Origin of the sequence: Sediminibacterium sp. (assembly GCF_019264485.1) — a bacterium.
Lineage (GTDB): Bacteria > Bacteroidota > Bacteroidia > Chitinophagales > Chitinophagaceae > Sediminibacterium.
The window spans coordinates 15,418-35,842 of record NZ_JAHVAA010000001.1 but is presented as its reverse complement, the minus strand read 5'-3'; the positions used below and the strand labels follow the sequence as shown (position 1 = coordinate 35,842).

Sequence of the window (20,425 nt, the reverse complement as noted above, 5' to 3'; positions counted from 1 at the left end):
ATAAAACCACTGAAACATGAAAAAGACCATTCTCATTTGCCTTGGCAGTTTCTTCCTGCTTACTTTAATCAATCTCGAAACGATGGCGCAGGATAACACAACAGCACGGTGACAAATTCGTCATCGTGCCGATACACTGAACCCTGAACAAAAAGCAAAACTGGCTGAGTTCAGAAAAGAACGTGGGGAGCGTATATCTCCTGAAAAAAGAAAAGAACTGAAAGCGCGTTACGACAGTCTTTCTCCTGAACAAAAGAAAGAGCAGCGCGAAAAAATGCGCAAGCGTTTTGATGAGTTATCACCTGAGCAGAAATCACAGATGAAGGAGAGAATGAAAAATCGTGCAGACAGTTTATCACCCCGTGAAAAGAAAGCGTTCAAACGCCGGATCAGGGAAGTAAAAAAAGATACGGAATAAGGTTATACGGATAGATGGAAGGGGTACCAGCGTGTACCCCTTATTTTTTGAAAGCAAAGTATACGGCTCCGAGTATAAACAAAAAACTGATCAGGTATTTGGTTTGAAACGGCTCTTTGAGGTAAAACACTGCAAAAACCGTAAACACAAGCAGCGTTATGATTTCCTGGGTAATCTTTAATTGAAAGCCGCTGAATCCGTTGGCATATCCATTTCTGTTGGCAGGCACCATTAAGCAGTATTCAAAAAAGGCGATGCCCCAACTGATGGCAATGGCTTTCCATAAAGGCATCCCCTGTTGTTTGAGATGACCATACCAGGCGAATGTCATAAAGATGTTGGAAACCAGCAGCAATAAAATGGTTTTAATCATATAACTTTCATTTGTAGTTTGACAGTATGAACTGCAATATCAGCAGTAAACTGATACAAAGATTGCCAGATTGCCACTTGAAAGCAGAACAGCACGGATCTTGCATTAGGTATACCAGTAAAAGAGCGCGTATGCAAAAGTTTCAGGCAATTATTAAGTTCCAGATGGATGATGATTTTATGTCACTCGTACCACCACACCGTACTTATGTAAATTTTCTGCTGAATAAGGGTATTATCGACAGTTATGCAGTAAGTATGGAGAGCCAGACCTGCTGGATTACACTGAATACAGAAAGTAAGGAAGAAGCCGATAAAATACTGGTAAAATCTCCCCTGTATAAATACTGGACCTATGAGATTGAGGAATTGTTTGTGTATGACAGCCAGCACTATCGTTTACCCGCAGTTCAGTTGAATTAATTTAAAAAAACATAAAACTTTTTTTGGCAGTAATGTTTCAGACCCTATTTTTGCACTCCCAACAAAACGGGAGCATAGCTCAGTTGGTTTAGAGCATCTGCCTTACAAGCAGAGGGTCCGCGGTTCGAACCCGTGTGCTCCCACAGAATAACAAGAAAGGCCATCTCGGAAGAGATGGTTTTTTTATGCCCAAAACCAATGACACAAAAAACTTATATCCTTTTTTCTGCATCTAAAAATCGATTCTATATCGGGTGTACTGGTGATGACTTATCTCAACGAATAAGAAGGCACAATACAAATCATAGAGGGTTTACTGGTAATAGCGGAGATTGGATCTTAATGTATCATGAAGAATTCCTCACAAAAAAAGAAGCTTTGGGTAGAGAAAGAGAAATTAAAGCCTGGAAAAGTAAAGTGAAAATTTTAGCCCTTATTAAAAAACTCAGTTGATTTAGAGCACTCCGAACCAAGTTCGGAGGGGTCCGCGGTTCGAACCCGTGTGCTCCCACAGAAAAAAGACTTACAACCAAATTGTAAGTCTTTTTTATTTAACCAATATCTGTACTTTCTGAAGTTAAATTTAACTTTACAGAATGATCCCTATTTCAAATAGTACAAGCCCCCGCCCCTGGGAATCGCAGGAAGAAGATGTAGTGGTGGACAATGCCACCCCATTCCGCCTAATTGTGTGGAACGATGAGGTAAATACTTTTGAATGGGTCATTGAAACACTGATGGAAGTTTGTGGACACACGCACGAACAGGCCGAACAATCTGCTATTATCATTCATTTTAAAGGAAAATCTACTGTTAAAACCGGCGATTACGACACCCTTAAACCTATGTGCGATGCCATTACCGAACGCGGCATCGGAGCAACCGTTGAAACAGAGAAGTAGAAAACAGAAGAATATCGAATATTGAATTTCGAATGATGAAATGAATTATAGGAATTAATTTGAAAATTCGACATTCGATATTGGAAATTCGAAATTGTTTATGTCTTTACACGCACTAGATTCACGCCTTTGGTTTCCGCCTGTTAATGAGGCTTTGGAAGATGGTTTGCTGGCGATGGGTGGAGATGTTTCTGTTGAGAGATTACTGCTTGCTTATCGGAATGGTATTTTCCCCTGGTATGATGATGAAAGTATTCCTTTATGGTGGAGCCCCAACCCGCGATTTGTTTTATTTCCCGATCGATTGAAAGTTAGCAAGAGCATGTTGCAGGTATTTAAAAAAGGAGATTTCAGTTTCCGTACCAATACCCATTTTGCAGGCGTAATAGGCGCCTGTAAATCGCTGCAACGAAAAGGACAGGACGGCACCTGGATCACCGACGAACTGGAACAGTCTTTTGTTCAACTGCACAAAATGGGTGTGGCGCATTCCGCAGAAACATGGTTGAACAACGAATTGGTAGGCGGATTATATGGTATCAGAATGGGGCCTTTCTTTTTTGGAGAAAGCATGTTCAGTAAACAAAGCAATGCCAGCAAATTTGCCTTTATCAGTTATGTGCAACAATTACAAAAAGAGGGTGTAATACTCATCGATTGCCAGGTACATACAGACCATCTCGAAAGCCTTGGTGCCGAAATGATCCCCAGAGATCAGTTTATGCAATTACTTCGGCAGCATATTGGTTGATTTTTTGATCTTTGATTTTTCGATTCAGTTATCTACTTCAAATCGAAAAATCAAAGATCAAAAAATCAAACTTATCTAGCTTTTATAACCATACATCAATTGTACATCGCGTACAATTTTTTCCATGTCGAGGTCTTTCCCATAAGGGTCGTAGTTCTGTTTCAGGTTACTGCCGAATACCACTGCGATGGTTTGCCAGAAAGCAGCGTTAAATCCTCCCTTATATTCCTGTATAATTTCGTAACAGTTATCGCCTGTTTGCCTGTAGATCAGTTTCATCAGCACTTTACCCTGGTACACAGATAATTGTGTGAGCTTATCAGCAAAATCTCTTTTTAATTCTTTTTCTCTCGATTTAATAATGGCCCTTCGTTGTTTTTTATCGCTTACCCTTTCCAGCTTTACATTGATTTCATTCATGATCCTGCTTGCTGCAATGGCATATGGATAAGTAACATAAACGGCATTGCGTAACCTCGTCCACTCAGCCCAATGACGTTTCCATTTACCGGTTAACTTTCCCAGTACTTCAACAGGAGGCAGGATACTTTCAGGAATGGTGTCTCCTTCCGGGGTAATAAAAGCATATACCCTAACCGTATCATAGGGGCCACGGGTTTGGGCATGCAGGTTTTGCCAACCTCCTGCCATCAACAGCAGGAATATTATAATCACGATATGCTTGCCAGGGATTTGCACTACTTAAATATAGAACTAGTTACGATAATTAATGCTGCCTCAGCCAAAAAGTAACCCTGTACCTGACATCCTTTTAACAATTCGTCAACGGATTTGCCGGTACAGGGTTCTATCAGTTATGCTCTTTGAAATCAGGATACTGACTTCAGCTTATTCTGTGTTTGTCTGTTCCGCTGAATAATCGACATCACAAACCCCACCACCATCAGCACAATACCCAGCCATAAAATATTAATCATCGGAAACTCATATACTTTCAGCGTAATAAGGTCGGTAATAGCGCCGCTTTCTTTTATGCCTATTTCCAACAATCCTTTTTTCTCATCTTTTACTTTATTGAACTGGATGATCAGGCTTTGCGATGTTACCGTATCGGCAATGGGTCTGAACGAATTGCCATTCACAGCAATACCCGGATTAACCGCATAACGGCGGCCATCTTTCGACAAAACAGCGATATCTAAAAACAAAGCTGTTTCCCCATTAGCATACAGGGCCGATTGTTCAGGAGGGTTTACATCTACCTTATTCAATACCAATAACCCATTACTGTAAAACAGGGTATCTCCAACTTTAATTTCACGGTTTACAAACTGTGTAGTGTCTTCTCCGTCGTTTTCCTGAAAAGAAGTGATATAGGCAAAAATATCCTTGTGCAGATAATGTTTGGCAGCGGGATTGGCCGCAAACCCTTCCATCCCTTTATTATTTTTAATAACATCGGGATAAAGACTGAATGATTCCTTACCCTGCTTTGCTTTAAATGTAATTTCAAAATACCTTTTCCTGTCGCGCTCGTTAATGGTATCTTTTGTATAAGTAACCATATACCTGCCCATATCGGTTGCCACACCTTTAAACAGGGTGATATTTTCTGCAGGATTACCTGCAGGGTTACCCCTTTCTTTGGCATCTTCCTGACGCAAAGGTGTTACACCAGTTGTGTTCCAGCTTAGCACAGTTTTCTTGGCAGATGAAATCAGAATACCCACCAATACCATTCCAAAACCAATATGTGCCACCGATGCGCCTGCCGCTTTCAGTTTACCTTTTAATCCCAGCCAGATATACGATGCATTGGCTACCACAGCATATACTGCCGTAAAAATGGCCAGGTGAATGGCAAATAAAAATCCTGGGCCTTTCTTATCATAATTTATTTCTCCAAAGAAACTGATGGCAAGACTTATCAATACCGCAATGATGGTGGGTATCCATATTTTCTTTCCGAAAAATTCTTTGGGTGTATCCTTGTATTTCAGGTATTGGGTAATAGCGGTTAAGAAGCCGATGATGACTGCTACAAAAATCTGAATCTGGTTATGTGCATACTCTGGATCTTCGGGAGGTGCAATATTGGTTCCGAATAATTTATTAAATACAGGTGTTGATGTTTTTGCGATGATAACCATCCCCGATAAAAACAGTACCAGCGATCCGATAAACATCCAGAATTCCCTGCTATACGTGTTCTCTTCTTTCTGAATACTTGGAATGGCTTTGTATTGTTTGAAATACAGAAATAAAGCAGGTACAAAGAATACCAATACAAACAATAACAACTGTGTATTCATACCCAGATCGGTAAATGCGTGTACCGATGTATCACCCAATACGCCACTTCGGGTAAGGAATGTTGAATAAAGAATGAGTGAAAAAGTAATGATATAAAAGAAATAAGTAGGCCTGAGTGAATAACCGCTATTCCGGTAAATCAGGTTGGTATGCAAGCCGGCTATCAATGTAATCCAGGGCACCAGCGATGCATTCTCTACCGGATCCCATGCCCAGTAACCGCCAAACGATAAACTCTCATAGGCCCAGGCGGCACCCATCATTATACCCACACCCAATACGGCCGCAGAAAAAGAGGCCCAGGGTAATGAAGGCCTTACCCACTCATGCTTTTTGCTCATTAAACCAGCAATGGCATACGCAAAAGGAACAATGGTGGAGGCAAAACCCAAAAACAAAATCGGCGGATGTATCACCATCCAGTAATTCTGTAAAAGTGTATTCAACCCCTCTCCATCCCTGATCTTACTCAAATAATCAGGACTGCTCAGGAAGGGCCATTCAAATTCGTTTCTCAGTAATACAAATGGACTGCTTCCGATCTTCACACCAAAAACATATACCCCCAGTAACATAGTTGCCAATGCAAACTGAGCGAAACTGATGACAGTCATTACCCCTGCTTCCCATGCTTTGGCACGCCAGATTAATACCCATCCTAATACACAATGCCAGAAACTCCAGAGCATAAAACTTCCTTCCTGTCCTTCCCAGAAGCAGCTCAGTAAATATTCAACCTGCAAGCTCCTGTCGCTGTGTACATAAGCATATTTGTATTCAAACAGGTGATTGGAAATAATATAATACAGAATACCAAACATGGCAAACACACTGATCGTTTCTACAAGAAAAGCCACGCGTGCCATCCGGATCCAGCCCGATTTGGTTGTTTCCAGTTCAGTTCTGCTGGCTTTAAAATAGGCAACAGTAGCAATGAGTGAAGCGATTAGTGATAAAACAGCAAAAAAATGTCCTGCCTGTCCGGGAAATAAATGTTCACCTAAATATTGCATGGTATATAATTCTGTAGGGAAAATTAATGTGTAGAAAAACAGCCTTAGTTAGCCGGCTCAGTGGCTGCAACAGGTTGATTTTGCTGTTGTGCTTTGGGGTCGTCTTTGTATTTAGACGGACATTTCAGTAAAATATCTTTACACTCAAAATGATCGCCCTGCATTTTACCTTTTAATACCAGGCGTTCACTTTTTTCCATATCGGTGGGTTTGTTATTGTGGTACACCACTTTAACACTGTTACCCAAAGTATCAATTGCAGTAAATGTAAGGTAGTTAGGGTTTTTTACTGCGTCGTATTCCAGCGGTTGGGTGGTATCCAGTTTGGCAATCAGGTTTACAAATTTGCCTTCTTTCTGACGTGCCGAAGCAATGGTTTCATAGGTAGTAAGGTCACCGGTATAACTGATCAGTACAACAATGGCGGCAGCAATCAATACCAGGATGATAATATGTGTTTTTTTCATCTCTTCTCGTTTACGCTGCAAAAGTAGCCCAAAATGAACAAGCAATAGCTGATGTTTGTCAGGCATTGTTGTTAAAACCGGAATCTTTATACAATTTTAGCCGATGGAACAAGCCAATAACCCGCTCACAGGTTCAGAAGCAACTTACCGATTATTTGTGGCCAGGATCATTGCCGGGTGGTTATTCCTTATTTTTCTCTTTTTGTGGGGAACAAAAGCCCTTCCCCACCATTTCCTGGAAATACTACCAGCTACAGTCATCGATCCGGAACTGGTATTTGCTTATTCGCTGGTATGGGTGATCGTTTCAACCGGTTTATTATTTTTTCTGATAGTACCTGGCCGGCTCACAGCCCTGGTACTCTTCACTTTGATGACCATTTTTATCCAATCCTACAGATATGGCGGATTATCGCTGCTGAATCCGGCTTTTGCGCTGGTATTAATACCTTTTATTTTACCCCTTTCCCGTTTCAAAAAAAGCTGGCAGGTATTAAAATGGGTATTGCTCCTGTCGCTTGCCCTTCACAGCTGGTTTCTTCCGCTTTCCCTGAAAGCCATTCCCGGATATTCACTTTACCTGATTCCGCTCATTCCGTGGGAAAGATGGTTTCAGCGGTTTAATGAGCAATTTGAGCCCAAATAATCCATTTAGGGGCTATTTAATCTCATAATTCAGAAAATTGCTGCAATTTGCACCCCGTTTGCAATCTAAGAGAAATCATGGCCGACTTATCGCAGTTTAACCCCAACGCAGTTGGTAATCCCAACAACAATATTTTCGGACTTCCCTTTACTGAAGATGATGCCCGTTTAGTAATACTTCCAGTGCCCTGGGAGGTAACGGTAAGTTATGGCGCGGGTACATCGCGTGCGGCTGAACATGTTTTAAAAGCCAGTATCCAGGTAGACCTGTTTGATGCAGATGTTCCGAATGGATGGAGAGAGGGTTTTTACCTGCGTGAGACCAATAAAAAAGTTTTACTCAAAAGCGATTATCTCCGCAAAGAAGCAGAACTCTATATTGATTATATCTCTAAAGGCGATGAAGTAGAGAAAAATAAATTCATGTGCAAAAGCCTGAAAGAAATCAATGAAGGCGGTTTATTTCTGAACCAGTGGGTATATGATGAAACAAAAGCACTGCTTGATAAAGGAAAAATTGTTGGACTACTCGGCGGCGATCACAGCACCCCTCTTGGTTTTATGAAAGCCCTTGCCGAAAAACATGGCGATTTTGGGGTATTACAGATTGATGCACATTGCGACCTTAGAAAATGCTATGAGAATTTTGTGTACTCACACGCATCTGTTATGTACAATGCACTGACCGAAATTCCGCAAATACAGAAACTGGTACAGGTAGGTATACGCGATCTGTGTGAAGAAGAATGGGAATATATCTGTAACAGCCAGTTCAGGATCATCACCTACTTCGATAAAAATATCAAGGAAAGACAATTTGAAGGTGAAACCTGGAAACATATTACAGAAGAAATCATCAACCACCTGCCACAAAAAGTCTATCTCAGTTTTGATATCGACGGACTCGACAGAAAATATTGTCCGAATACCGGCACACCCGTTCAGGGCGGATTTGAAACCGAGGAAGTATTGTATCTTTTCAGGAAAATAAAAGAGAGTGGCAGGGAAATCATCGGGTTCGATCTGGTAGAGATTGGAGTGGGACAAACAGACTGGGACAGCAATGTAGGTGCCCGTTTGTTATGGAGAATATGCAACCTGATGGTAAAAAAATAACGAATTATGGCAGCCAGGACTTACGATTATGTAGTGGTATTAAAGCAGCGTGATTTTAAACTGGTAGATAATATCAGTCTGATGATGTTATTCCTGGCCATCATAGTATTGATGGAATCGGCGCTTACCCCTTTTTCTGATGCATCAATATTTCCGGCTACGATTGTGGCACTCATTATTGGCTGGGTGGCATTTACTTTTGTAAAAAAACGCAATGGTAAAACTGCTTATTTCCGTATTGCCATGTTATTTGCTGCATGGGGCCTGATGATGACTTTACCTATGCCTTATACCTGGCTCACTGCGGTATATGTAATAGCAGCCGTAATAGAAAAGCAGGTAAAATTTCCGAGAGAAGTGGCTTTTGATGAGGAAGAAGTAGTATTCAACACTTTTCCCCGCAGCCATTACCACTGGAGTGAATTCAGCAATGTGGTACTGAAAGAAGGATTACTCACCATTGATTTTAAAAACAATAAACTGATACAAAAAGAAATCGATTCAACAGTTTCACCAAAACTGGAACAGGATTTTAATGATTTTTGTAAAGAAAGAATAATGGAGAAAGTGAGTAGTGAGTAGTCAATAGTGAGTTATTGAGATAAAAATATTTCAACTCACTACTGACTACTCACTACTCCCCATTCACGCACAAAACCTTTTATCCCCTATGCCCCTCACCCAATCACCATACATTCTCTACTCCGATGGTAATGGAAATATCTTTGAAGATACCAGTTTGTATGCGGTAGGCCGTGCAGGATGGGATGCCTTTCCAATACCGGTTGATGAATGGATAGAACTACCCGATGGTGGCAACCTCTATGAATTACCCGGAAGAAGAGGAATTGGTATTGATGTGGTTACCGGCGATATGCGTTTGTGTGAAAAGGGCTGGGCTGTTGCTGCATTCATTCCTCCGGCTCATACAGGTTTATACATAGCTGCTTACGAAACTTTACCTGATGCACCAACCCTGCCCCTGTTTTGTTATACAGCAGCGGGCTGGTTCAATAATAAAACCTATGTACCTGCAATAAGGATTGAAAAAGACATCCGTCAGGAATGTGCAGGTTATGACGATACAAAAATAAAAACAGGCACACAGCAATTACTCGAACATTACCCCGAGAACCGCCTGGTAAAACACCTGATGGAAAATTGCTGCATGACGTATAACTGTCCTGCTGCCAGAAATTTTTCTTTATCGCGATGGGAATGCCCTGTTCCCACTTCACCGGCATGTAACGCCAATTGTGTTGGATGTATTTCATTTCAACCGGAAGAAGAAACCATTGTTTCTACACAGGATCGCCTCACTTTTAAACCCATGGCAGAAGAGATTGTGGAATTTACAGTTCCACATTTAATGAATGCCCCCTTCCCCATTGTAAGTTTTGGGCAGGGTTGTGAGGGAGAGCCCTTACTCATGTGGGAAACAATCCGGGAAGCCATCATTGAAATCAGGAAACATACCAACAGAGGAAATATCAATATCAATACCAACGGTTCCAAACCCGATGCAGTAAAAGCCTTATGTGAAGCGGGCCTTAACAGTATACGCGTAAGTACCAACTCTGCCCGCAAACATATTTATGAACCTTATTACCGTCCTAACAATTACCGTTTTGAAGATATCATAGAGAGTCTGAAAGTGGTGAGAAGTTATGGTGGATGGGCCAGTATCAATTATTTTGTTTTCCCGGGTATGACGGATAGTGTGGAAGAATATGAAGCTTTACGAAAACTCATCATCGATACAGACCTGTCGATGATTCAATGGCGCAATTTCAATATTGACCCCGATTGGTACATGGGTAAGATCGGTGTACATGAAACAGGAGAAATGCTGGGCGTAAAACAATTGATGAGTCTGATACGTGAAGAGTTTCCACAACTGAAATTCGGTTATTTCAATCCACCGATGGAAAGAATCAAAGGCAATTACGATCAGCATTTCGCAGGTGCTGAATTATATCAATAGCAGCAACTGCAAACATGCATCCCTACAAAAAAGACTATTATATCGGTATTACACTCGCCGTGCTGGCTACCATGGTATGGTCGGGTAATTTTGTCATTTCAAGGGCTGTTAATCAACAGATACCACCAGTAAGTCTGGCTTTCTATCGCTGGGCATTAGCCACCCTTTTAATAGCACCACTGGCTTATCAGAAATTCAAGGCAGAAAGAAAAATTGTATTTCAAAACTGGAAATACCTGTTCTGGGTATCACTGAGTGGTATTACATTGTTTAACACATTTGTATACGTAGCCGGACATTATACTTCAGCCATTAATATGGCTCTGATTGGCACCACTTCGTCTCCCATTTTCGCCACAGTATTAGCCATTATTTTTTTGAAAGAAAGACTGAATATATTCAGAATTGCGGGCATGCTTATCTGTATTGCAGGTATTGTATTGTTATTATCACAGGGTAGTTGGGAGAAACTGGCTTCATTTACTTTTTCAACAGGCGATTTATGGATATTGGCCGGAGCAATGGCTTTTGCAGTATACAATATTCTCGTCAGAAAAAAACCTTCCGGTATTACGTCTGTCAATTTCCTTTTTGTCATCTTTTTATTTGGCGCCCTGTTGTTGTTACCGGCTTATATCATCGAATTAAGTATTACTGAACCTGTTCAATGGAATGGTAATATTATCGGATCAGTTATCTACCTGGGACTCGGCACATCTGTTATTTCATTTCTTTGCTGGAACGCCGCCTTACAAAAACTCGGAACAGGCACCACTGTTTTATTTGGCAACCTGATTCCCATCTTCAGTACACTGGAAGCAGTGTGGTTATTAGGTGAACAAATCAGTACCATTCATGTCATCAGTGGTTTATTAGTTATCGGCGGACTCATTCTGGCCAATACCATGCAGCGGAAAAAAACTATTGCATAATTTACCGTATGACTGTAAAAACTTCATCGGCAGTTCCTGTTTATATTTTACCCCTTATTGTATTGTCGCAGTTTGCCGGAACATCTGTTTGGTTTGCAGGCAATGCCATCCTTCCGGCACTACAATCTATTTATCATTTCCCCCAAGAAATGCTGGGCAATATTACCATAGCAGTTCAGTTGGGTTTTATTACAGGAACTTTATTGTTTGCCCTGCTCACCATTGCAGACAGATTCTCGCCGGTAAAGGTTTTTATGCTATCGGCACTGCTTGCAGCAGCTTTTAATTTCTTTGTGCTGTTTACGGATGGAAATATCAGTTCTATTCTTATACTTCGTTTTTTCACCGGTTTCTTTCTTGCAGGTGTATATCCTGTAGGAATGAAAATTGCGGCCGACTGGTATGCTGCAAATCTTGGTAAGGCATTGGGGTTTCTGGTAGGTGCATTGGTTGCAGGAAAAGCCCTCCCCCATTTATTAAAAGGCCTGGGCGATGTATCGATGTGGAAACAGGTCATTATATATACATCCTGCATTGCAGCAACCGGTGGCATTATGGTTGGATGGTTCCTGAAGAACGGCCCTCACAGAAACAGGGCAAAGGGTATGTCATTACACAACCTGTCTTCACTTTTTCATCGTAAAGATTTCAAAGCCGCTGCATTTGGTTATTTCGGACATATGTGGGAACTCTACACATTCTGGGCCTTTGTACCTGTAATGCTGAGTTGGTATAATCTTCAGGAGCAGATTTCCCTGAATATTTCATTATGGTCATTTATCATCATTGGTATTGGTGCTCTCAGTTGTGTCATTGGCGGCTATTTTTCACGCAGCATTGGCAGTGCTAAAGTGGCATTTGTAAGTTTATCGGGGTCGGGTATTTGTTGCTTATTATCTCCATTGTTTTTTTTATTACCACCCGCATTTTTTTTAGCCGCATTACTTATCTGGAGCTGTTTGGTGATTGCCGATTCTCCGCAGTTCTCCGCACTTGTTTCACAAACAGCAGAAAGCAGTAGGAAAGGAACCGCATTAACCCTGGTAACATCCATCGGTTTTGCCATCACTATTATCAGTATAGAAACCATGAGTTATTTTTTTATGAACGACCAGCAAATCATCCCCTGGTTCCGGTCAAATAAAGCGGTCAGTTTGATTATAATGGCTGCAGGACCTTTATTCGGGATCATCAGTATGCGATCTTTATTGAAAAAACAAACAGCCTAATCTCCCTCAACCATTATTGAATTATATTGCCGCCCGATGGATACAGTAACGATTATATTACTTTGTATTGCTGCTTTTAGTGCCGGTTTTGTAGATGCCATTGTGGGTGGCGGCGGCCTGATTCAAACACCTGCAGCACTTATATTATTACCTGATTTGCCTGTATCAACCGTTATAGGTTCTATTAAAATACCTTCTTTCAGTGGTACATTTTTCGCGGCACGACAATACCTGAAAAGAGTGACGATGAACTGGCCCTTAACCATTATGATGTGTATTACTGCATTTATAGCTGCTTTTGCCGGATCTGAGTTATTGACCATTGTAAGTAACCGTTTCATGAAACCTGTCATCTTTATTGTACTGATTCTTGTGGCGATTTACACGTACAGCAAAAAGAATTTTGGTCAGCAGGTACGCAAACAACATTCCACAAAAAAAATCATCTGGTACAGTTTAATCATCAGTCTTGTCATTGGTTTTTATGATGGTTTTATTGGTCCGGGAGCCGGCAGTTTTCTGGTACTCGCTTTTATTGCCGTACTCGGTTTCGATTTTATGCAGGCCAGTGCCAATGCCAAAATGGTAAACCTCTCCACCAACCTGGGCTCTATTGTTTTATTTTTGTTAAAAGGAACCATCCTCTGGAGCGTAGCTATTCCAATGGCCATCTCCAATGCCATTGGCGGCATACTTGGCGCTAGTCTGGCAGTCAAAAAAGGTAATCGCTTCATCCGTATTTTTTTCCTGCTGGTTGTTACCGCTACTTTGCTGAGATTCGGGTATGATGTGTTTTGGGCGTGAATGGTCAATAAGGGAAGCTTGATCGCGGTTACCTTTATTATGCGGTTAACACATATTATTTCCTCATTCACGATTCACCATTGACCATTGACCCCAAGATTAACCTTTATTTATACCCCAAAAGTGGATTACTGCATGGTTGTGGATGTAATTTTCAACATTATTCACCATCGGAGCAGTTCGTTGTACATTTATGAGTAATTATACTGGTATGACTATCGATTTTGAAAAAGAAAAGAATATAAAGGCATCTGCCATTACAGCCGGTGTATGTGTACTGCTGTTCCTGCTCTTTTTCTTTTTACAATGGAGTCTGCCACAAATACCCGCACCCGATTATGGAGAAGGTATAGAAGTAAACCTTGGCAACAGCGAAACAGGTTTGGGTGATGTAGCCCCTCAAATACCCGGCGAACCATCCGAAACAGCAGAAGTAAAAACAAGTCCGGCAGCATCAACACCCATCACCAACCAGGCCAATATTACCGGCGATGAAAATGAAGCAGATGATGCACCCGTTGTAAATAAAACAATAACCAAACCGGCAACAAAACCGGTCAGTGATATTAAACCCGCTGTAACAAAACCTGCCACAACCAATAACAATACGCCTACACCACCGGCACCAAAACCCAAAGCCGTATTCAAAGGCGGAACAACTGCCGGTACTGGTGGTAACCGTGCCGATAGTTATAATGGTGTTCGCGACCAGGGAATAGCAGGTGGCAAGGGAGATCAGGGAAATCCGAATGGCAATCCTAATTCAGACAGTTACAAAGGCAATGCTGCCAGTGGTAATGGCGGTGCAGGCGGTAGTGGCGGGGTAAGCATCCGTAATGGATTGGATGGCAGACGTATTACCAAACTACCTTCTTTTGAAGATGATTTCAATGAAAACGCCAAAGTAGCGGTAGATATTACAGTAGACAAATCGGGCAATGTAACCATGGCAGTAGTTAATGTGCGTGGCACCACTACCACCAACCAGAATATCCGCAGCATCGCCCTCAGAAAAGCCCGATCCCTAAAACTAAATGCAGGCACCGCCGAAGAACAAACAGGAACGTTGGTGTTTAGCTTTAAGCTGAGAGGTTGAGAAAACAGAGGAATAAGGAATAAGAAATAAGGAATGAGAAAGTATGCGTGATTTCCTGATCCTTGATCCTTGTTTCTTGATCCTTCCTTCCTACTTTCTCATTTCTTATTCCTTATTTCTCTGTTCCTCTGTTTCTTTTCTCTTTTCTTTGCATTTTACTATGAACTACGCTGAAACCCTTGATTATTTATTTGCCAAGCTGCCTATGTTCAGCAGACTGGGGGCGGCGGCTTATAAAAAGGATCTTACCAATACCATTCGTTTGTGTGAAGCATTGGGTAATCCGCAGCAACAGTTTAAATCCATTCATATTGCAGGTACCAATGGCAAAGGCTCTACCAGTCATATGCTGGCGGCTATTTTACAGACAGGCGGATATAAAACAGGATTATACACTTCTCCTCATTTAAAAGATTTCCGCGAACGCATTAAAATAGACGGACAATTCTGTTCCGAAGAATTTGTAGTGCGGTTTACAGAGCGTATTCAACACTTGATAGACGAAATAGAACCTTCTTTCTTTGAGATTACTGTAGCCATGGCTTTTACCTGGTTTGCGGAACAAAAAGTTGATATCGCTGTCATTGAAACAGGTTTGGGCGGCAGGCTCGACAGTACCAATATTATTCAGCCTGAACTGAGTATCATTACCAATATCGGATGGGATCATATGAATTTACTGGGTAATTCACTGGCTGAAATTGCAGGAGAAAAAGTAGGCATCATCAAAAAAAACACACCCCTGGTTATTGGTGAATGGTTACCCGAAACAAAACCCGTTTTTGAACAGCAATACGCAATCGTCAATAATGCAAACACAAGCCAGCCCCCGTTTGTATTTGCATCGGAAGAACGCTGGATAAGTGATTGGGAATACGAACACCATCTATTGGAAGCCGAAGTGGCCCATCACCAGTCTGATGAGCGACATAAATACCAGTTAGACCTCCCGGGCCTCTATCAACTTAAAAATCTTTTAACGGTATTGGCTGCAACGCATGAATTGGGAAAAAAAGGATGGAACTGTAACCAGGAGATAATAAAAAAAGCATTGACCCAGGTAAAAAAGAAAACCGGTTTGCATGGCAGATGGGAACTGATTCACCAGCACCCTTCTGTTATATTGGATGTGGGGCATAATGTAGATGGCATAAAAGCCATCCGTCAGCAACTGGAGCATTGCTCTTATAAGCATCTGCATATTATTATTGGCATGGTAAAGGATAAGGATATTAATGCAGTGCTGGCCTTATTACCAGAACATGCTTCCTATCATTTTACAGAAGCCAATATTCCACGTGCATTAGATGCGGTAAGTCTGCAAGAACAGGCTGCTTCATTCGGATTGAAAGGAAATGTTTATGCAAACGTAAATATTGCATTAAAAGAAGTAATAGCAAAAGCCGACTCAACAGACCTCATCCTCATTTGCGGAAGTGTTTTCCTCGTAGGTGAAGTTGCGGGAGTGAGCAGTGAGTAGTCAGTAGTGAGTAGTGAGTTATAAAGTACTTACTCACTACTCACTCCCTAAATCCTTAGCCAGTTAAGTTTAATCAATGCCTCATAAATGGGGCCGAGCTGCACCCCATGCTGAATTTTATTTTCGCGGAGTAATTGGAGGAACTCAGTTTTGGAGAACAGCATCACATCAATATCTTCAAACGCATCGAAATTTTTCTTTTCACCGGGTACTGCATTTTTTGCGAGGTAGAAATAAGCCGTATTATCGTTGATGGCCGGGTTGGGAGCCAGCTTACATAAAAATTCAACTTCAGATGAATGATAGCCCGTTTCTTCCTGCATTTCACGAATGGCAGCCTGCATAGGATCCTCGCCTTTATCAATCACACCTCCCGGTAATTCAAATGTGGTTTGGTCAACCGGATATCGATACTGACGCACCAGTACAATTTTTTCATCGGCCGTCACCACTACAATATTCGCCCAATTGGGTAATTCAACAATATAATACGGTTCTATTACCCTTCCATCGGGGAATTTGCAGGAATCGGCACGCAGGCTTAGCCAGCGGTCGCTATAAACAGTTCGGGAAGACAGTTTCTCCCAGCGCAGGTCTCTCATCATTTACCATCCTTTATTGGCACGCAAGGTAGTAATATGTGCAGTATGATGTTTCCCATGCCATGCATACAGCCCCAATAAAAACCAGAGGGTCATTTCACGACCATGTTCAGGATGTGTAATCTTTCTCTCCCACTGTTCAGGTGTAAGGTCTTTAATGGTAGCCAGCATACGTTGGTGTAGTCCATGCAGTATAGTGGTAGATACATTGATGGGCACTGTATCAACATCGGCCAGTTTTGCCCACTCCGTTTCATCATAAGGTTTAATGGTGGGGTTATCTTCAGTAAGCCCCAGCCTGAACCTGATGAAAGCATTCATGTGACTATCTGCAATATGGTGTACCAATTGTTGAACAGTCCAGCCCCCATCACGATAAGGTGTTTGCAATTGAGCAGCATCTAAATTGAGGATGGCTCTTTCAACCTCATCCGGTAAAAACTGTATATCGGCCAGCCATTCTTTTTTCTGTTGTTCCGAATATGGTTGCGGCTCGTATTTGCCAATCGGGTATCGTGGATCGGTATTCATAGTATTATTTTAGTGAGTAGTCAGTAGTCAATAGTGAGTTTTTAATTTATTAATCTAAACAGTCCATTTACTATATCAATCACTTTCTCACTCACTTCCAAAAATCATTCAACATTCAACATTCAATATTCATTATTAATCATCCCTCAATGCATGCCCGGTAAGCTGAATAAATACATCTTCGAGGTTGGCTTTCTTTATTTCCTTTGGTTTCTCAAAACCACTTGCTACCAATTCATCTACCAGTTTATCAGGAGAATTGAGTGCAATAAGATTTCCCTTGTCAACTATGGCTACCCGGTCGCACAATATCTCTGCTTCATCCATATAATGCGTAGTAATAATAACAGTTGTGCCTTTACTCCTGATCTGTCTGATCAGGTCCCACAAATTTCTCCGGGCCTGCGGATCAAGACCTGTGGTTGGTTCATCGAGAAAAATAATCCTGGGAGAATTGATCAGCGTGGTGGCTATAGAAAATCTTTGCTTTTGTCCACCACTCAAATCCTTGTATTTGGCTTTGGCTTTATCGCGCAGGTTCACTGTATCGAGCAAAGCCATAGGATCAACAGGCTGGTTGTATAAACCCGCGAACAATTCCAGCAGTTCAATCAGGTTGAGTCCGGGATAATAACCGGAAGTCTGCAACTGCACCCCGATGATTTTTTTTATTTCATTGGGTTGTTTGTCAAGATTAAATCCGCCGACCCATATTTCACCGCTTGTTTTTTCACGTAATGTTTCAATGATCTCCAGTGTGGTTGATTTACCGGCACCATTGGGGCCCAGTAACCCAAATATCTCTCCTTCGAGCACCTCAAAACTGAGGCCCTTTACTGCCTCAAAATCTCCATACTTTTTGTACAGGTTAATGACCTGTATAATGGGCTTTGCCATAATTAAAATTTGTAAACGAGTCCGGCCTGCTGTTGTGTAATACCAATTCCCAACGACGCTTTATTGTGACGCTGGTTAAATAAAGTTACAGCCATATTTAATTGTCTTTGGCTTTCCATGATCAGAAATCCGCTTGTTAATGTAGAAGCAAAACCACCTCCAATCAATGCCCAACCCAATCCTTTCTGATCATCGGAAGAAACCCTGCTGATACCAAAAATCATTGCAAAACTACCCACAACACCCAGTACCTGCCCGGTAATTTTATTGGTCTGGTGTTTTTGATAGAGCGAAATCAGTTGCTGATCGCGTGTACGGTAAAACAATTGCATAAACTCCTTACTCCCGCGGTATAAAGTATCACGGTACAAAATACTATTCGGCTTGGGATTGGTTATATAATGCATACGCCCAGGCTCCAGTGGTTGCTGAGCAGGTAAATACTGAACAAACAATACTGCCAGCAAACAAAAAAATAATCGCATAAACGGGAATAAATTATGAATACTGAATAAAGAATATTGAATAATGAAGTTAGTACAAATAACTTAGTTCATTATTCAATATTCAACATTGCTTATTCATTATTCAAATAGCTTTCCAGTTCGGCCATCATTTCGCTGCTGCCAATAAATAATGGGGTACGCTGGTGTAGTTCTGTTGGCTGCACATCAAGTATCCTTTGTTGACCATTGGTGGCTTTACCACCTGCCACTTCTACAATAAAGGCAAAGGGATTGGCCTCATATAATAAACGCAGTTTACCCTTGGGTTTATCGGTTGTTCCGGGGTACATAAAAATACCCCCTTTAATAAGATTTCTGTGTACATCTGCCACCATACTGCCAATATAACGTTGCGTATAAGGGCCTCCTGTTTCTTTTGTTTTACGCTGACAGCCATCAATATATTTTCTCACATTAAGATCGTACTGGAAAAAATTTCCATGATTAACCGAGTAAAATTTACCCGATGGCGGGCATTTAATATCCGGATGACTCAAACAGAATTCACCGATAGAAGGATCCAGTGTAAATCCATTCACTCCACGGCGAGTGGCATAAACGAACATGGTACTCGAACCATAGATCACATAACCAGCAGCTACCTGGCGGTTACCCGGTTGCAGAAAATCTTCTTTCACACAGGGTTTTCCTCTCTCACTCACCCGACGATACACACTGAAAATGGTACCTATCGATACATTCACATCAATATTTCCACTACCATCCAATGGATCGAACATCACCACATACTTACTCTGGTTACTCACTTCATCATCAAACACCACAAAATCATCCAGTTCTTCACTGCCAATACCAGCACAGCTGATACCATGTTGCAACACACCCATAAACTGGTTATTGGCATAAATATCCAGTTTCTTAACATCCTCTCCCTGAATATTAATGGTACCGGCATCACCAAGTATATCTACCAGTCCGGCTTTATTCACTTCTACATTAACACGTTTGGCAGCCAGACCAATATCACGCAGTAAACTACTCAGTTCACCGGTTGCAGTAGGAAATTGTCTTAATTGCTGTAAAGTAAATTCATCAAGTGTAAGAATTCTTCTGTTGACAGTCATAGCAGGGCGATCGTTTGAGCGAAGGTATTCAATTTGGAAATTTGAAAATTTGGAAATTTGAAAATGAGACTACCTGCTATGTAAGAGTTACACATTAAACCAAGCCATCCTATTTCCAAATTTCCTCCATAGGAGTCCTTCGGACAAATCTCCAAATTCTTAAATTACTTCCTCATAAACAACTGCGTAAAAAACACCACCCCTTTGTTATCGCGGTAAACGCCTATTCCTGTTAGGGTATAATCACCCTCAATGTTTTTGCGGTGTCCCGGACTGTTGATCCAGCCGTCTACTACTTCTTTGGCAGATAGTTGTCCGTAAGCCACATTTTCTGCGGCGGCACGCATGGTTCCTGCTGTTTTTGATATCGTGGCAATGCGTTGTTCAAACCCATTATGACTGAAGGCTGTTTTTTTCTGGGCCATATTCTTGCTATGCAGTGTTGCCTGCTGATCGGCAACCTCAAGGGTTGACAATGCACCAAGTCCTTTCTTCTTCCGGTAAGCATTTACATATTGAAGAATATCTGCCGTCATATCTGCGGCATTAAAACTTGTTTCCGTTTTAGGTTTACTATCAGCAGCGGGTGCAATATTCCTGGTGCAGGAAAAAAGCAATACAGGAATCAATAACACCAATAAAAAACTACATCGTTTAAACATTACTATTAATTTAAGTTCTCTTATCATACCCTGCGTAAACTCTGCTAACTCTCGTTCTCTGCGGTGAATTTACTCGAATGTTCACCGCAGAGAAAAGAGAACAGGGAGGTTACGCAGGGGGTTTGTTAGGAAAGAAGCAACAACTGTACCAAATACAAAGACGTTCATCACTCCTTAACATCTTCCACGAAATACGTCAAAACCGCTAACTTAGAACTTCACAACACCGTTAAAAT

24 protein-coding genes and 1 tRNA gene are annotated in these 20,425 nt (G+C 41.5%); 15 read left to right on the top strand and 10 right to left on the bottom strand.

Annotated elements, in window-relative coordinates; genetic code table 11:
- Positions 1 to 115: 115 nt before the first annotated feature.
- A complete protein-coding gene (locus KXJ59_RS00185; RefSeq protein ID WP_363265400.1) occupies positions 116 to 418 on the top strand; it encodes a DUF3106 domain-containing protein in 303 nt (100 codons plus the stop codon).
- Between the two features lie 40 nt (positions 419 to 458).
- Here KXJ59_RS00185 and KXJ59_RS00180 read toward each other — a convergent pair whose 3' ends face one another.
- Positions 459 to 791, bottom strand: coding sequence for a DMT family protein (locus KXJ59_RS00180; RefSeq protein ID WP_295199825.1), 333 nt, complete (start codon positions 789 to 791; stop codon positions 459 to 461).
- Positions 792 to 922: 131 nt separating this feature from the next.
- Here KXJ59_RS00180 and KXJ59_RS00175 point away from each other — a divergent pair, with 131 nt between their 5' ends.
- The 5 genes from KXJ59_RS00175 to aat all read left to right on the top strand — a co-directional run bounded on the left by KXJ59_RS00175 (position 923) and on the right by aat (position 2,866).
- Positions 923 to 1,213, top strand: coding sequence for a hypothetical protein (locus KXJ59_RS00175; protein WP_295199823.1), 291 nt, complete (start codon positions 923 to 925; stop codon positions 1,211 to 1,213).
- Positions 1,214 to 1,281: 68 nt separating this feature from the next.
- Positions 1,282 to 1,356, top strand: a tRNA-Val gene (locus KXJ59_RS00170).
- Between the two features lie 55 nt (positions 1,357 to 1,411).
- Positions 1,412 to 1,666: a GIY-YIG nuclease family protein gene (locus KXJ59_RS00165; protein WP_295199821.1), complete on the top strand. Its 255-nt coding sequence runs from the start codon at positions 1,412 to 1,414 to the stop codon at positions 1,664 to 1,666.
- A gap of 143 nt (positions 1,667 to 1,809) precedes the next feature.
- A complete protein-coding gene (locus KXJ59_RS00160) occupies positions 1,810 to 2,115 on the top strand; it encodes an ATP-dependent Clp protease adaptor ClpS (protein ID WP_295199819.1) in 306 nt (101 codons plus the stop codon).
- Between the two features lie 100 nt (positions 2,116 to 2,215).
- Positions 2,216 to 2,866 (top strand): leucyl/phenylalanyl-tRNA--protein transferase, encoded by a 651-nt coding sequence (gene aat, locus KXJ59_RS00155; protein WP_295199817.1) that lies wholly within the window; start codon positions 2,216 to 2,218, stop codon positions 2,864 to 2,866.
- A 75-nt stretch (positions 2,867 to 2,941) separates the two neighbouring features.
- Here aat and KXJ59_RS00150 read toward each other — a convergent pair whose 3' ends face one another.
- From KXJ59_RS00150 to KXJ59_RS00140, 3 genes are all read right to left on the bottom strand, one after another.
- Complete coding sequence (locus tag KXJ59_RS00150; RefSeq protein WP_295199815.1) at positions 2,942 to 3,541, bottom strand: DUF4294 domain-containing protein; 600 nt, start codon at positions 3,539 to 3,541, stop codon at positions 2,942 to 2,944.
- Positions 3,542 to 3,696: 155 nt separating this feature from the next.
- Positions 3,697 to 6,153, bottom strand: a complete 2,457-nt coding sequence (ccsA, locus tag KXJ59_RS00145; protein WP_295199812.1) for a cytochrome c biogenesis protein CcsA — start codon at positions 6,151 to 6,153, stop codon at positions 3,697 to 3,699.
- A 44-nt stretch (positions 6,154 to 6,197) separates the two neighbouring features.
- Complete coding sequence (locus KXJ59_RS00140; protein WP_295199809.1) at positions 6,198 to 6,620, bottom strand: cytochrome c maturation protein CcmE; 423 nt, start codon at positions 6,618 to 6,620, stop codon at positions 6,198 to 6,200.
- 103 nt (positions 6,621 to 6,723) lie between these two features.
- Between KXJ59_RS00140 and KXJ59_RS00135 the strand changes: the two genes are divergently transcribed.
- The 9 genes from KXJ59_RS00135 to KXJ59_RS00095 all read left to right on the top strand — a co-directional run bounded on the left by KXJ59_RS00135 (position 6,724) and on the right by KXJ59_RS00095 (position 15,906).
- Positions 6,724 to 7,266: a hypothetical protein gene (locus KXJ59_RS00135; RefSeq protein ID WP_295199807.1), complete on the top strand. Its 543-nt coding sequence runs from the start codon at positions 6,724 to 6,726 to the stop codon at positions 7,264 to 7,266.
- A gap of 77 nt (positions 7,267 to 7,343) precedes the next feature.
- Entirely contained in the window at positions 7,344 to 8,381 is a 1,038-nt protein-coding gene (locus tag KXJ59_RS00130; protein ID WP_295199806.1) for an agmatinase family protein, read from the top strand.
- Positions 8,382 to 8,387: 6 nt separating this feature from the next.
- Positions 8,388 to 8,963 (top strand): hypothetical protein, encoded by a 576-nt coding sequence (locus KXJ59_RS00125; protein ID WP_295199803.1) that lies wholly within the window; start codon positions 8,388 to 8,390, stop codon positions 8,961 to 8,963.
- 88 nt (positions 8,964 to 9,051) lie between these two features.
- A complete protein-coding gene (locus tag KXJ59_RS00120; protein ID WP_295199800.1) occupies positions 9,052 to 10,365 on the top strand; it encodes a radical SAM protein in 1,314 nt (437 codons plus the stop codon).
- Positions 10,366 to 10,379: 14 nt separating this feature from the next.
- Positions 10,380 to 11,297 carry a DMT family transporter gene (locus KXJ59_RS00115; protein WP_295199797.1) on the top strand — a complete coding sequence of 306 codons (918 nt, stop codon included), beginning with the start codon at positions 10,380 to 10,382 and terminating at the stop codon, positions 11,295 to 11,297.
- An 8-nt stretch (positions 11,298 to 11,305) separates the two neighbouring features.
- Positions 11,306 to 12,526, top strand: coding sequence for an MFS transporter (locus tag KXJ59_RS00110; protein WP_295199795.1), 1,221 nt, complete (start codon positions 11,306 to 11,308; stop codon positions 12,524 to 12,526).
- A 36-nt stretch (positions 12,527 to 12,562) separates the two neighbouring features.
- A complete protein-coding gene (locus KXJ59_RS00105; RefSeq protein WP_295199793.1) occupies positions 12,563 to 13,330 on the top strand; it encodes a TSUP family transporter in 768 nt (255 codons plus the stop codon).
- 211 nt (positions 13,331 to 13,541) lie between these two features.
- On the top strand, positions 13,542 to 14,426 hold the full coding sequence (locus KXJ59_RS00100) for a hypothetical protein (RefSeq protein WP_295199791.1): 885 nt from the start codon (positions 13,542 to 13,544) through the stop codon (positions 14,424 to 14,426).
- Positions 14,427 to 14,586: 160 nt separating this feature from the next.
- Positions 14,587 to 15,906, top strand: a complete 1,320-nt coding sequence (locus tag KXJ59_RS00095) for a folylpolyglutamate synthase/dihydrofolate synthase family protein (protein WP_295199788.1) — start codon at positions 14,587 to 14,589, stop codon at positions 15,904 to 15,906.
- 47 nt (positions 15,907 to 15,953) lie between these two features.
- Here KXJ59_RS00095 and KXJ59_RS00090 read toward each other — a convergent pair whose 3' ends face one another.
- The 6 genes from KXJ59_RS00090 to KXJ59_RS00065 all read right to left on the bottom strand — a co-directional run bounded on the left by KXJ59_RS00090 (position 15,954) and on the right by KXJ59_RS00065 (position 20,189).
- Positions 15,954 to 16,511, bottom strand: coding sequence for an NUDIX hydrolase (locus tag KXJ59_RS00090; RefSeq protein ID WP_295199786.1), 558 nt, complete (start codon positions 16,509 to 16,511; stop codon positions 15,954 to 15,956).
- Positions 16,512 to 17,039, bottom strand: a complete 528-nt coding sequence (locus KXJ59_RS00085) for a YfiT family bacillithiol transferase (protein ID WP_295199784.1) — start codon at positions 17,037 to 17,039, stop codon at positions 16,512 to 16,514. It abuts the gene before it with no gap.
- A 135-nt stretch (positions 17,040 to 17,174) separates the two neighbouring features.
- Positions 17,175 to 17,936, bottom strand: a complete 762-nt coding sequence (locus tag KXJ59_RS00080) for an ABC transporter ATP-binding protein (protein ID WP_295199782.1) — start codon at positions 17,934 to 17,936, stop codon at positions 17,175 to 17,177.
- A 2-nt stretch (positions 17,937 to 17,938) separates the two neighbouring features.
- Positions 17,939 to 18,421 carry a hypothetical protein gene (locus KXJ59_RS00075; protein WP_295199780.1) on the bottom strand — a complete coding sequence of 161 codons (483 nt, stop codon included), beginning with the start codon at positions 18,419 to 18,421 and terminating at the stop codon, positions 17,939 to 17,941.
- Between the two features lie 92 nt (positions 18,422 to 18,513).
- Positions 18,514 to 19,527, bottom strand: a complete 1,014-nt coding sequence (gene fbp, locus KXJ59_RS00070; RefSeq protein WP_295199778.1) for a class 1 fructose-bisphosphatase — start codon at positions 19,525 to 19,527, stop codon at positions 18,514 to 18,516.
- Positions 19,528 to 19,691: 164 nt separating this feature from the next.
- Positions 19,692 to 20,189: a CAP domain-containing protein gene (locus KXJ59_RS00065; RefSeq protein ID WP_295199776.1), complete on the bottom strand. Its 498-nt coding sequence runs from the start codon at positions 20,187 to 20,189 to the stop codon at positions 19,692 to 19,694.
- Positions 20,190 to 20,425: the final 236 nt, after the last annotated feature.